At 55.5% G+C, this 11,841-nt stretch carries 12 protein-coding genes and 1 pseudogene; 7 read left to right on the forward strand and 6 right to left on the reverse strand.

Translation table 11 applies throughout. The features are described from left to right. Positions 1 to 1,263, reverse strand: a complete 1,263-nt coding sequence (locus tag P3X23_RS03270; RefSeq protein ID WP_300873110.1) for a PAS domain-containing sensor histidine kinase — start codon at positions 1,261 to 1,263, stop codon at positions 1 to 3. A 57-nt stretch (positions 1,264 to 1,320) separates the two neighbouring features. Between P3X23_RS03270 and P3X23_RS03275 the strand changes: the two genes are divergently transcribed. The 4 genes from P3X23_RS03275 to P3X23_RS03290 are packed head-to-tail and all read left to right on the forward strand — an operon-like array spanning position 1,321 to position 6,481. Further along, positions 1,321 to 3,045, forward strand: a complete 1,725-nt coding sequence (locus P3X23_RS03275) for an ABC transporter ATP-binding protein (protein ID WP_300873112.1) — start codon at positions 1,321 to 1,323, stop codon at positions 3,043 to 3,045. 4 nt (positions 3,046 to 3,049) lie between these two features. Beyond that, positions 3,050 to 3,910 (forward strand): 3'(2'),5'-bisphosphate nucleotidase CysQ, encoded by an 861-nt coding sequence (locus tag P3X23_RS03280; RefSeq protein ID WP_300873114.1) that lies wholly within the window; start codon positions 3,050 to 3,052, stop codon positions 3,908 to 3,910. A 28-nt stretch (positions 3,911 to 3,938) separates the two neighbouring features. Then, positions 3,939 to 5,309: a signal recognition particle-docking protein FtsY gene (ftsY, locus tag P3X23_RS03285; protein WP_300873116.1), complete on the forward strand. Its 1,371-nt coding sequence runs from the start codon at positions 3,939 to 3,941 to the stop codon at positions 5,307 to 5,309. Next, positions 5,306 to 6,481, forward strand: a complete 1,176-nt coding sequence (locus P3X23_RS03290) for an LL-diaminopimelate aminotransferase (protein WP_300873118.1) — start codon at positions 5,306 to 5,308, stop codon at positions 6,479 to 6,481. The genes ftsY and P3X23_RS03290 overlap by 4 nt, the downstream gene beginning before the upstream one ends. 13 nt (positions 6,482 to 6,494) lie before the next feature. On the opposite strand, the gene P3X23_RS03295 is transcribed toward P3X23_RS03290, so the two are convergent. The 4 genes from P3X23_RS03295 to P3X23_RS03310 are packed head-to-tail and all read right to left on the reverse strand — an operon-like array spanning position 6,495 to position 10,251. Beyond that, complete coding sequence (locus P3X23_RS03295; protein WP_300873119.1) at positions 6,495 to 6,656, reverse strand: hypothetical protein; 162 nt, start codon at positions 6,654 to 6,656, stop codon at positions 6,495 to 6,497. 11 nt (positions 6,657 to 6,667) lie between these two features. After that, positions 6,668 to 7,372: a 3-oxoacyl-ACP reductase FabG gene (gene fabG, locus P3X23_RS03300; RefSeq protein ID WP_300873120.1), complete on the reverse strand. Its 705-nt coding sequence runs from the start codon at positions 7,370 to 7,372 to the stop codon at positions 6,668 to 6,670. Between the two features lie 2 nt (positions 7,373 to 7,374). Then, positions 7,375 to 8,097: a M15 family metallopeptidase gene (locus tag P3X23_RS03305; RefSeq protein WP_300873122.1), complete on the reverse strand. Its 723-nt coding sequence runs from the start codon at positions 8,095 to 8,097 to the stop codon at positions 7,375 to 7,377. 39 nt (positions 8,098 to 8,136) lie between these two features. Beyond that, positions 8,137 to 10,251 (reverse strand): transglycosylase SLT domain-containing protein, encoded by a 2,115-nt coding sequence (locus P3X23_RS03310; protein WP_300873125.1) that lies wholly within the window; start codon positions 10,249 to 10,251, stop codon positions 8,137 to 8,139. Positions 10,252 to 10,345: 94 nt separating this feature from the next. On the opposite strand from P3X23_RS03310, the gene P3X23_RS03315 reads away from it, so the two are divergent. The 3 genes from P3X23_RS03315 to P3X23_RS11915 all read left to right on the forward strand — a co-directional run bounded on the left by P3X23_RS03315 (position 10,346) and on the right by P3X23_RS11915 (position 11,241). Further along, positions 10,346 to 10,669 (forward strand): hypothetical protein, encoded by a 324-nt coding sequence (locus P3X23_RS03315; RefSeq protein ID WP_300873127.1) that lies wholly within the window; start codon positions 10,346 to 10,348, stop codon positions 10,667 to 10,669. After that, complete coding sequence (locus tag P3X23_RS03320) at positions 10,666 to 11,025, forward strand: YtxH domain-containing protein (RefSeq protein WP_300873129.1); 360 nt, start codon at positions 10,666 to 10,668, stop codon at positions 11,023 to 11,025. Before P3X23_RS03315 ends, P3X23_RS03320 begins: the two co-directional genes overlap by 4 nt. Positions 11,026 to 11,154: 129 nt before the next feature. Next, complete coding sequence (locus tag P3X23_RS11915) at positions 11,155 to 11,241, forward strand: hypothetical protein (RefSeq protein WP_367186496.1); 87 nt, start codon at positions 11,155 to 11,157, stop codon at positions 11,239 to 11,241. On the opposite strand, the pseudogene P3X23_RS03325 reads toward P3X23_RS11915, so the two are convergent. Next, positions 11,225 to 11,704: pseudogene (locus P3X23_RS03325) on the reverse strand (ROK family protein); the annotation flags it as partial. The gene P3X23_RS11915 and the pseudogene P3X23_RS03325 sit on opposite strands and share 17 nt — an antisense overlap. Positions 11,705 to 11,841: the final 137 nt, after the last annotated feature.

Consider the following 11,841-nt stretch of genomic DNA (forward strand, 5'->3'; position numbering starts at 1 on the left):
CTAAGGCGAGGTCAGCGGCAGATAAATTCGCAGCCATGCTCCCCCATACTGCGGATGATTGGCAGCCTGCATATAGCCCCCGTGGCACTCCACAATTTGGCGGGCAATGGCTAACCCCAACCCACTGCCACTGCCAATAGGGGGCATGCGCCCTTCACTGTCGGTGGGAATGACAAAGCGATGCCGCCGTGCCTGTGCCCGATAAAACCGCTCAAACACATGGGGCAAGTCCTTGGGGGGAAAGCCACTGCCCGTATCAATAACTTCAAGGCAAAGATAGCCTCCTTCGCGATCGCTCAGCAGCCGCGTCAGGACTCGACCGCTCACAGGACCGTATTTAATGGCGTTGTCGTAGAGATTGACTAGGAGCCGAAACAGTTGCGATTCATTCCCGCAGTAGGGAAATTGCTCTGGACCAGTGTACTCGTGGCGAATGTTTTTGGCCTCAGCGAGGGGGGCGAGGGATTGCCATGCGGTGTCAATGAGTTGGATAAGGTCGAGGGGGTGTCGCTCTAGGCTATCGGCGGACGTGTGGCTGAGGCGGTTTAATTCTAGGAGTTCTTGGACGAGGAGACTGAGGCGAATAATTTCCTCAAGGAGGCGATCAACCCAATCCCGTAGGGACTGCGGTACCCGTTGTTGCAGGGTTTCAGCAACAAGGCGCAAGGATGTTAGGGGGGTTTTTAATTCATGGGCAACATCCGCTGCCCAGCGATCGCGCTCATCCCGCAACCGCACTACCTCTTCGCAGTCCTCAATGAACACACCGACATGCCCCTCGCCAAGGAAAAGTCCCCGTGCCCGCAGGGGTTTGCGCTTGGTTTGTCCTGTCGGTGTCAGGTAGGCATAGAGCCATTCCTGCTCCCTCATGGTTTGCCCTTGGCGCACCTCCTCGATAAGACAGTCCAATTCATAGGAGCGCACCAGTTCTAGAAAAAGGCGACCTTGGGGATGGGCACAACCGAAGAGCGATCGCGCCGCCGCGTTACAGCAGACCACGCAATCAGCTTCATCCACCTCAAAGTAGGCAATGGGGGCATATTCAACAAGCTTTTGAGAGCGCAGCAGTTGCTGACGACAGCGTTCTTGTTCTTGAAGCTGTTGGCTCAGTAAGGTCTGCAGACGTTGCCACGGTGAGGATTTGAAGGGACGGACGGTGTACTGCTCAAGGAGCATCTCCAAAGCGTGTTGCACTTGCTGCCACTGCCAGAACCAGACTGCTAGACCCAACAGCAGGCCAACCCCCAAAAAGATCAACTCCATACCTGAGTGCCAAAATCGCCTCTATTCTAGGATTATTCTGAGTTGGTTTGCCCTGCGATGTCGTCACCCCTTTTGCGTGTTGAAGCACTCACCGTTGACTTTTGCCAAGCGGGTCAGATCCAGCGGGCAGTGGATGGGATTTCCTTTAGCCTTGAGCGGGGTCAAACCCTTGGCATTGTCGGCGAGTCAGGCTCCGGTAAATCAGTGACCTGTTTGGCTCTCCTGCAGTTACTGTTGCCGCCGGCACGCATTAGCTGTGGCCAAGCTTGGTTTCAACCAGAAGGGGAAGCCATTGACTTGCTGCGCTGTCCCCCTCGCCAAATGCAACAGATTCGAGGACGGCAAATCAGTATGGTGTTTCAAGAGCCAATGAGTTCCCTCAATCCCGTCTATTCCATTGGCTTTCAACTGGCGGAGGCCATTGATCCGCAACAGCAACTGCCACGGCTGTCAGTTCAACAGCGGGCGATCGCCCTGCTTGAGCAGGTTCAGCTCCTCAAGCCCGAAGACCCCCTGGAGGCCAAAAAACGCTTTCTCAAGCGCTATCCACACCAACTATCCGGCGGACAAATCCAGCGGGTGATGATTGCCATGGCGATGGCGGCCTCGCCAGTGCTTTTAATTGCCGATGAACCAACCACTGCCCTCGATGTCACCGTGCAGGCGGCCATCCTGCGGCTTCTGCGGGAGCTACGGCAACAGTATCATTTGTCATTGATTTTTGTAACCCATGATCTCAATCTTGTTGGGGAGTTGGCCGATCGGGTCATTGTCATGTACCAAGGGCAAATTGTTGAAGCGGGAACAGTGGAGGAGGTGTTTCGCTACCCCCAACATCCCTATACCAAGGGGCTATTGGCCTGCCGTCCCCGCTTGGATTGCCAGTTGGCTATTTTGCCCACGGTGGCTGATTTTCTAGGGGCAACACCCCCCCGCTTAGAAGTGATTTCTCCAGCGCAGCAGCAGGAGCGTCTTGTCCATTTGGCGCATCAACCGCCGTTGGTGCGGGTTGAACACCTCTGGGTGAAGTATCCCGTGGCAGGAACACAGCGCTTTGTTACCGCCGTTAGAGATGTCTCGTTTACGATTCGTGCAGGGGAGACCCTTGGCTTGGTGGGGGAGTCGGGTTGCGGCAAAACCACCCTAGGCCGCACCCTGTTGCGCCTACTGGAACCCGCTCAGGGCAAGATTTTTTTTGGCGATCGCGACATTAGTCATCTTTCCCCCCGCCAATTACGTCCCCTACGGCAACGGATGCAACTCATTTTCCAAGACCCCTACAGTTCTTTGGATCCACGGATGACCGTTGGCGAGTTGGTGGCAGAACCGCTGTGGCTTCACTACCGCCATCAATCTCAGCGTCAGCGCCAGGAGCGGGTGTCCTACCTTCTGGAACGGGTGGGCATTGACCCCCAAGCCCAGCATCGCTATCCCCATGAGTTTTCGGGGGGGCAGCGGCAGCGAATTTGTATTGCCCGTGCCTTGGCCTTGAATCCAGAGTTTGTCGTTTGTGATGAGGCCGTATCGGCTTTGGATGTATCAGTGCAGGCCCAAGTGCTCAATTTGCTTAAGGAACTGCAGCGGGAGTTTCAACTAACGTACCTCTTTATTTCCCACGACCTCAGTGTGGTCAAATTCATGAGCGATCGCCTCATGGTTATGTACAATGGCGAAATTGTGGAAATGGGTGAGGCGCAAGCCGTTTACCAACAGCCACAGCACGACTATACCCGCAGATTAATTGCCGCGATTCCCCGCGGTCTTTCCTTTGAGGCAGCTTAAAACCATGTCCCCCGCCCTTGATCTTGAGAAGACTCTTGCAACGCTGCGCCCAATTCTGTGGCAGGCCCTTGAGCAACTGCGCCAGTTTTACCGCCAAGGGCAAGAGCTAACGGTGCAGGACAAAGGCGGTGATCCCGTTACCCTGGCGGATCAAACGATTGATGCCTTTTTGCGCCATGCCCTCCAAAGACATTTTCCCGCCTCCCAGTTTGGCTATTTGACAGAAGAAACCTACACCCCAGGGCAGCCGTTGCCTCAGCCCTACCAGTGGATCATTGACCCCCTCGACGGCACCTACGACTTTCTGCAACAAACGGGGGAGTATGCCATTCACGTTGCCCTGGTTCATGAACATCGCCCCTGTTTAGCTGCCGTTGCCTGGCCAGAGCAGGAGGTCATCTACACCGCCATTGCCGGCGCAGGCACCTATCGAGAGACACGCTGGGCTTCTAGACAACTGCGGGTTCAGCCGCCCAATGAGGGGCGGCCGTTGCGGGTGGTCATGAGTCGGAGCCACAGCGGAGAGCGCCTCCAAGCCTTTTTAAGTACATTGGGGGGCATACAGCAAATTCCGATGGGGAGTATGGGCTGCAAAACAGCAAGTATTTGCCAAGGGGATGCAGATCTGTACGTCAATCTCACAGGCCGCAGTGCCCCCAAGGACTGGGATTTGGCCGCACCAGATCTCATCATGCAGGAGGCAGGGGGTGCCTTTACCTATGCCAATGGCGAGTTGCCCCGCTACAATCGCGCCGATGTGCAACACTGGCCGCCTTTAGTGGTGTGTCATCCTGCCTTGAGCCGCAGGCTGGGCGATCGCTTGCAAGCCTTTTTAGAAGAGAATCAAGGCTATTCTGGACAATAGGCAAGTTCAGTCGGACAAAGGATAGGGCATGGTTTTTAATTGGTTTCGACGCAAGTTTGGCAGCAGTGGTGAAGAGCCATCGCCTGCAGCAGAAACCCCAACGGAATCGCCACCTCCAGAATCTACAGAACCCACAACTGAGTCCACCGCTGCCCCCAGTATCCTCAACTGGGCAAAAACAGCACTCCAATCTATTCAGGCACGACAGCAATCGGAAAGCGCCGCAACCGTTGAACCCCCTGAAGCAAGCCAAAAGACGCCGGCTGATAGCCCCGTTTCCGTTTCTGAAGAGTCTGAAAAGACTGCCGTGACTGACTCTGCCCCTGTCCAGCCTGTTGGGGAAGCTGAACCTGTAGAACCGAATCCCCCCCTTGTTCTCAATGAGGGCTTTTTGTGGTCAGCGGAGGTGCTAGCAGCCCAAGGGCGGCGGCCAGAGGAGGTGGATATTGAGGAAATTACTTGGTTGCAACGCCTGCGCCAAGGCCTGGGCAAAACTCGTCGTGGACTCGTGAATCAACTGCGGGCGATTGTGGGTCAAGGCCCCCTGAGTCGGGATGCGGTCGAAGAAATTGAGATGCTGCTGTTGCAGTCGGATGTGGGAGTCAAGGCCACAGATCAGATCATTGCAGCACTGCAAACAAAAATTCGCCAAGAAACCCTCCCTGCCGATCAGGCGATCGCCTACCTGAAGGAGATTCTGCGGGACATTCTTGATCGCCCCTTTCAACAAGGCTACCGCCGCGACTTTGCCCCGAAAAAAGGCGTGCTGAATATCTGGTTGATTGCCGGTGTCAACGGTGTCGGCAAAACTACTACCATTGGTAAACTGGCGCACATTGCCACCCACTCAGGCTATCGCTGTTTGATTGCCGCGGCAGATACCTTTCGGGCAGCAGCCACGGAACAGGTGAAAATTTGGGGACAGCGCTCCAATGTGGAGGTGATTGCCAACCCCGGCAAAAATACCGATCCTGCTGCCGTTGTTTTTGATGCCATTGGTGCTGCCCAAGCTAGAGGGACAGAACTGCTGCTAGTGGATACCGCTGGCCGCTTGCAAAACAAAGCCAACCTCATGGAGGAACTCAAGAAAATCCGCCGCATCATTGATAAAAAGGCTGGCGATGCCCAAATTGAATCCCTGCTGGTTCTGGATGCCACCCTTGGTCAAAATGGCTTGCGCCAAGCGCAGGTCTTTGCGGAAGCGGCGCAACTCACTGGCGTCATTCTCACCAAGTTGGACGGGACGGCCAAGGGAGGGGTAGCTTTGGCGGTGGTACAGGAATTAGGCCTGCCCATTCGCTTCATTGGTGCTGGCGAGGGCATTAAGGATTTGCGCCCCTTTTCCAGTTTTGAATTTGTGGAGGCACTGCTTTCCAGTGATGTGGAGGTAGCAGCATGAGGTTGGCCGATCGCCTGCGGTACTTTCAAAACAATGTCTTCGATGCCATGGATCGGGCTAAGGCAGCTGTGGCAGCCACAGGGCAACCCATTGTGGATCTCTCCCTCGGCTCTGCGGATTTACCCGTCGCAGATCACATTTTGGCGGCCATTGAAGCCTCGGTACGCGATGCCAGTACCTATGGCTATCAACTCTTTGCCAGTACGGCGGCCTTTCGCCAAGCGGTGGCCACTTGGTTTGAACGCCGCTTTGGCCTCAGGGTAGATCCAGAGCGGGAAGTGCTGACGCTGATTGGTTCCCAGGAGGGGACGGCACACTTGCCCCTTGCGGTGATGAACCCCCAAGAGTATGCGCTGGTGCTCGATCCGGGGTATCCCTCCCATGTGGGGGGTGTATATCTTGCGGGGGGGCAACTCTATCCATTGCGCTTGCGGGCAGAAAATCACTTTTTGCCGGATTTAGAGGCCATTCCCCTGACGGTGCGAGAGCAGGCAAAACTGTTGATTCTCAGCTATCCCCACAATCCCACTACGGCCATTGCTCCCCTTGAGTTTTTTAAGACAGCGGTGGAGTTTTGCGATCGCCACGGCCTCCTGCTGGTACACGATTTCCCCTACGTTGATCTGGTCTTTGACGCAGAGCGAGCACCCTCGATCTTTGAAGTGGATCGCGATCGCCAAGTGAGCATTGAATTCTATAGCCTCTCCAAGTCCTACAATATGGGCGGGTTTCGCATTGGCTTTGCCATTGGCCGTGCCGACGTGATTGCGGCGCTGCGCCAAATTAAGTCGGTCATTGACTTTAACCAGTACGCCGGCATCCTGCGGGGTGCCATTGCCGCCCTCACGGGAGATCAAACCAGTGTCCAGCAAACGCGGCAGATCTTTCGCCAGCGGCGCGATGTGTTTGTTCAAGCCCTCGGCGATCACGGTTGGCCGGTGCCCCTGCCTGCGGCGACGATGTATGTATGGGCTCCCCTCCCTGAGCCTTGGCGGCGGGATTCCCTTGGCTTTTGTCAAGCGCTGGTCAAAGCCACTGGGATTGCAGCGACGCCCGGATCGGGGTTTGGTCAAGGGGGAGAGGGCTATGTGCGCTTTGCCCTAGTGCGCGATCGCCCCTGTTTAGAAGTGGCAGCTGCCCAAATTGCCGAATTTAGCCAAACGGTTCTGTAGTGCTTTAGTCTCCTTAGTCTCCTATGAGCCATGCCAAGAGGAGGATCAGACCGCCCCAAAGGACAATTGCGGGAATATGAATGGAGCGCAACACCTCTAGGGGAGCTAAAATGAGCACCTCCGTGAAGATATTGGTGAGCATACAAAGAAAAATCAACAAAATGATAAAGAGCATTGCAATTTGCTCTAGGCATTGCCATAAATAGGAATCACCGCCCCACTGATGGCCGCTCCTCCTTCGGAAATGAGATAGGCAATCAGTTCGCCAATGGCTGCTGGACTCACCCAGTTGGCTGCTTGCGCTGACCCCATTGCCGCTCGATTGGCGGGGGTATCAATAATGCTAGGGAGGATCACATTGGCGGTGATGTTCTGGCCTTTGGTTTCAGCTGCGATTGCCCGCGTCAGGGCCACCACTGCTGCTTTGGCGGCACAATAGGCAGCCAGTTCCGCTGCGGGTTCAACCGCACCGCGGGAGCCAATGGTCACAATGCGCCCGTACCGCTGAGCCTGCATGCGTTTGAGGGCATGCTTACACACCAAGAAGGTGGTCTCCACATTGAGGCGAAAACTCTGCTGCCAGTCACTGAGGGCAAATTGCGCCGTTGCCCCCATACTAAAGCCGCCCACCAAGTGAACCACCGCATCCAATTGCGGCATTCGCTCCACTAGGGCTGCCACTTCACTTTCATTGTTCAAATCCGCCGCCACAAACCGCACATTGGCCAATTCCGCCGCCGTCAATTGCTTTTCAAGGGCTGCACGGGCAACCGCATCAATGTAGGGGAGGGTGAGGGTATAGCCGTGGCCAAGGAGAACGGGCACTACCCCCTGCCCCAGTCCGCCGGTGCCGCCTGTCACTAAAACCGCACGAGGGGTAAATCCTTCCATGGCTAATTCCTCGGTGTCAGTTGTCGTGCTCTGTAGAAGGTTTGCAAACTGTGGCGATCGCCAACAAAGCGCCAGTGCCAAGGTTCATAGCTGACGCCCTGGGGATTGTTGCGGGGAAACGAGAGTTCAAAACTAAAGCGGGCGGCATTTTTTTGCAACCATTGAAACGCCGGTGTGTCCTCAAAGGTCTCCTTAAGATGGGTGTCGGGTCGGTGGCCATCGCCAATATCCACCGCATAGCCCGTATGGTGTTCGCTATAGCCAGGGGGAGCACTCACCAATGCCCGCTCAGTTGTGCGTTGTGCCCGCTGCTCCTTGACCTCAAAAAAGAGATAGTCCTGATCCTGTTTGGAGCGAAAGCCCGAAAGAGGCACCAGAACCACTCCCTCCTGCTGCGCCGCACTCACCATGGCTCGAAACCGCTCTGCTGCCGCTCGTCGTAGCTTGATTTGACCATCGGCAGTTACCGGTTCAAGTTCTGAGAGGGGTGCTTCGGTGTAGGGCAGATGTCCCAGTAGGTTCTCCGTTAGGGTAGCCATCGGGGTTGACTTGGTTTCTAGAGCCGTTGGCAATGCAGTGGGACGATTGAGAAACCCTGCTGCTCCCCCTCCGACAAGACCCACAAGAACAATTGCACTGGCGATCGCCAGTCCCCCTCGCCGAGGCTCTCCCTTGCCCTTCGTGATTGGTTGTAGCCGCTCCGCAACAGGAATATCCTGATCCATGATTTAACCCAACCCTTCTCTAGAGAATAGACCATTTTCCTAGGGCTGGGCATAGAGTTGCCAGTAATTCCAATAGTTTTCTAAGACATTCTTGACATAGTCATAGGTCTCAGGAAAAGGAATGGATTCGATAAAGCGATCGGGATCGTTAATATCGAACCGCTCTAACCAGCGATTGACGTTTCCAGGCCCCGCATTATAGCTTGCCAAAGCCAAGAGGGTGTTTTGATGGTATTGATTGTGGGTGTAGTCAAAGTACCAAGTGCCCAAGCGGATATTATCCTCCGCATCCACAAGCGAATAGCTGTCTAGGTTCAACTTTTTGGCAATCCAAGCAGCGGTTTCGGGCATGAGCTGCATTAACCCCGTTGCCCCTGCCACTGAGCGAATGTCCTTTTCAAAGCGAGACTCTTGGCGAATCAAAGCCATCACCAGCAGAGGATTTAAGTTGCGCGCCAGTGACCACTTTTGCACCAACGCCCAGTAGGGCAGGGGGTAGAGGGCATACCAAAAGCGAACATCGCGGCGAAGGGGGGCAAAAAAGGTGGCCACTTCAGGTTCATTGGCAGCCCGCGTAAATAAGTTTTGCAGCATGAAGATGCCATCGAGGTATTCCCCTACCCCTAGGCGAATAAGGCCATCGGTCAGTTGCTCTGCCGCTGTGGGTTGCACCCGATTTTCAAATTCCCACTGCCAGCGCTGCCAAGCCTCCTGTGATTGCCGCAGGAGATACAGTTCCCGCAGGGTTGAACTACCCGTAGCTAAGGGGAGGAGGGGTTGGCGATCGCGTGTCACTGAAGGACGCTGTTGCCGCAGAGTTGTCAATGTGCCCACTGGCTTTTTGAGCAGACTGGCTGCCCGCCAAGCATAGTAGGTGTAGGGATAGCGCTCTATCAGTAACTGCCAAGTTTGGCGTTGAGCTTGGGGTTGTCCTGCTTCCCCCTGCCATTTTCCCTGCCAAAAGGCCGCTCGCGGCGCCAGCTCACTGTCGGCATTGAATTTGAGAATTTCACTAACCCACCGTTGTGCCTGAGACCACTGCCATTTTTGGGCAGCCCCTTGAGCCAGTTGCCAGCGCAGTTCCGCTGCGGCACCACTTTGGGGATAGGTCTTCAGGAGTTGTTGTTGGCTCTGTTGTGCTCCCTTAGTATTCCCCAGTTCTTTGTAGTTTTCATACTGTGCCAAGAGGGCATCGGCAGCGATCGCCGGCGCTTGATTTTGGGTCGCTAACTGAAGACACTTCGCTAGCAAAGGGAGACGCTCTGCCGCAGTTTTAGCCAAACGGGCAAGGCGCAGTTGGGCTAGGGCAGCTTCTGAACTCTGGGGAAAGCGTTTAACTAGCGTCTGATAGGCAGCGATCGCCCCAGGGATATCCCCACTCAGTTGCCGTCCCCGTCCCACCCGATAAAGATGCAAAGGCGTTGGCGGTGCCTTGGCATAGGCGGCTGCGGCGGGGGCATACTGCATTTTCTCCCAATAGCCAAAAGCAATTGCTTCCCAGTCGGCTGGCGTCAGTTGATCGGCGTAGCGCTGGCGCAAAATTTCAAGGTAGGTGCCGTAGGCCTTAAGGAAAAGACCGTATCGTGCCACCAGCTTCAGGTAGGGCACTTGATCGGGATTTTTCGCTAACTGTTCCGCCACGTAGTTAATGACGGCAGGATGGCGGGGAAAGCGAGCGATCGCCAGTTGCGGTTGGTTCAAGCTCAAAAGCGCCACTGCCGCTTCAGGTTCGTTGCCATAGTCCCGCAGCAACTGTTCCCACACTTGCTTGGCCTTGCGGTTGTCTCCCTGTTGGCGATAGGCCTCAGCCCGCAGTAAAAGAATGGGGGCAGCCATTGGCCGGTAAGTCTGTTCAAGGCCTTGGAGCCACTGGAGACTAGACTGGGGATTCTTTTGACTCAGGCTTTCTACGGCCAAAAGATAGCGGGCGCGATCGCGCCTGAGGGGGTCTGAAGACTGTGCCCACTGCTTTAGCTCTTGCAGACCTTGGGGGGGTGCCTCCACCGTGAGTGTGTAAAGCGGTCTTAAAGAGGGCGATCGCCAGTGGTACCAACTGGCTAACCCACCGCCAACAATCAGCACAGCCAGCAATAGCGACACTGGCCAAGGCCATATCTGTCGCTGACGTTGTCGTTTTGGCAGCAATTTCACCACACGTTGAATATCCTCAACTCTTAGTCTACTCAGCCGCAGATCACCCTCCCCTGTGGCAATCTATGAAAAGATGAACCGGTAATACCGAAGCTCAATGTCCCCTACGCCACGAATGGTCTGGATTGTAATTGGCTGCAATTGCCTGATTGCGCTGATTTCTCTGTGGTTGGCTTGGCAGTTGGTAAAACTGCGGCAAATTCTACGGGGGGTGTCCCGTGCTCTACTGGATGCCGAGCGGAGTACCCATAGGGTCTTAGGTGGTGCCCCTGAAGTAATTATCATCGGCCAACGGGGAGTTGCAGGCTTGCGATCGCAATTGCCTAAATGGCGTCGGCAACAGCGCCGTGTCCGTCTGTTTTTAACCTTGGTAAGCTGGATAGGGCGGTATGGTGTCCGCCTACGAAGGAGAAAGCGATGAGTCAGCAACAGGGTGGCGGTGGTGCCTTTTGGGGTGGTTTGCTGCTAGGAGGCGCGATCGGTACAGTTGTAGGGCTGCTGATGGCTCCCCGCTCTGGTAAGGAAACTCGACAACTGCTGCGCAAATCTGCTGAGGCTTTACCCGAACTGCTCGAAGACATTACTGCCAGTTTTGAGCAACATCGCGATCGCCTCTCAGAAACCACTCAAGAGCGCTGGCAAGCCACATTAGAAAGGCTCAAGGAAGCGATCGCCGTCGGTATCGAAGTCACCCAGCAACAGCGGCAAACCTTTCGTCGTGAAGCCAATGGCATGGCCTTGAGTGACCCTGATGAAGAAGATGCTGTCAATCAATAGCCTGCTTGAGATGGGGCGGAGTTTTAAGGGAACCCCCCGTTGTTGCTATTGACTAAAACAGGAAAACCTCCTTGCCGTTGGGACTAAAGCAAGCGAATGCTAGGTCAGATGCCGCGCAATGTAGTGACCATGCAGCCACTGGGTGATGGCGTGATTGCCAACTTGGAACGCGCCGAACTAATGCTCAATCACCTATGCCTCACAGATGATCTTTGACATATGTCCACGCTAGTTTGGCTGCACCGACCATGCCCGCCTGATTTCCAAGGGTCGCTCGCAAGCAGTGGAGGTGATTGCGGGAGGTGGGCAATACTCGCTCTTCCAATTCAGCAATCATCGCGGGAAAAAAGAGATCACTGGCAGCACTAATTCCCCCACCAATAATCACCGCTTCTGGGGTAAGGACATACACCAAGCTGGCAATGCCAGCAGCCAATTCACGACCATAGCTTTGCCAGAGGGCGATCGCCTCAGGGTCGCCATTGGTGGCACGCTCTGCCATCTCATGGGGTTCACAGCCCCACCGCCGCCGCAGGGCTTGGGCGGAAACGTGTTGTTCCAGGGAACCGCGATTGCCGCTATTGCAGGGAGGGCCATTGTAGTCGAGGGTAATCAACCCCAACTCGCCGGCAGCTCCATCCCGACCGACAAAGAGATTGCCATTGAGGATACTCGCACCGGGCCCCCCCGGCCGCCCGGGGTGGGCAGTGGAGTGCGGAAACCTGGGGGAGATTCAAATATCCCACACCACCCAACACCCCGAAAACCACAATCAGGAGGCGGGAAAGTGGGGGGGGGGGGGGGGGGGGGGGGTGG

This window comes from Thermosynechococcus sp. Uc (genome assembly GCF_029335995.1).
Taxonomy (GTDB): domain Bacteria; phylum Cyanobacteriota; class Cyanobacteriia; order Thermosynechococcales; family Thermosynechococcaceae; genus Thermosynechococcus.

Bases quoted from the DNA above. Each gene is read 5' to 3' on its own strand.
- P3X23_RS03270 (WP_300873110.1), bottom strand. From the start codon at position 1,263: ATGGAGTTGATCTTTTTGGGGGTTGGCCTGCTGTTGGGTCTAGCAGTC.
- P3X23_RS03275 (WP_300873112.1), top strand. From the start codon at position 1,321: ATGTCGTCACCCCTTTTGCGTGTTGAAGCACTCACCGTTGACTTTTGC.
- P3X23_RS03280 (WP_300873114.1), top strand. From the start codon at position 3,050: ATGTCCCCCGCCCTTGATCTTGAGAAGACTCTTGCAACGCTGCGCCCA.
- ftsY (WP_300873116.1), top strand. From the start codon at position 3,939: ATGGTTTTTAATTGGTTTCGACGCAAGTTTGGCAGCAGTGGTGAAGAG.
- P3X23_RS03290 (WP_300873118.1), top strand. From the start codon at position 5,306: ATGAGGTTGGCCGATCGCCTGCGGTACTTTCAAAACAATGTCTTCGAT.
- P3X23_RS03295 (WP_300873119.1), bottom strand. From the start codon at position 6,656: ATGCTCTTTATCATTTTGTTGATTTTTCTTTGTATGCTCACCAATATC.
- fabG (WP_300873120.1), bottom strand. From the start codon at position 7,372: ATGGAAGGATTTACCCCTCGTGCGGTTTTAGTGACAGGCGGCACCGGC.
- P3X23_RS03305 (WP_300873122.1), bottom strand. From the start codon at position 8,097: ATGGATCAGGATATTCCTGTTGCGGAGCGGCTACAACCAATCACGAAG.
- P3X23_RS03315 (WP_300873127.1), top strand. From the start codon at position 10,346: ATGTCCCCTACGCCACGAATGGTCTGGATTGTAATTGGCTGCAATTGC.
- P3X23_RS03320 (WP_300873129.1), top strand. From the start codon at position 10,666: ATGAGTCAGCAACAGGGTGGCGGTGGTGCCTTTTGGGGTGGTTTGCTG.
- P3X23_RS11915 (WP_367186496.1), top strand. From the start codon at position 11,155: ATGCAGCCACTGGGTGATGGCGTGATTGCCAACTTGGAACGCGCCGAA.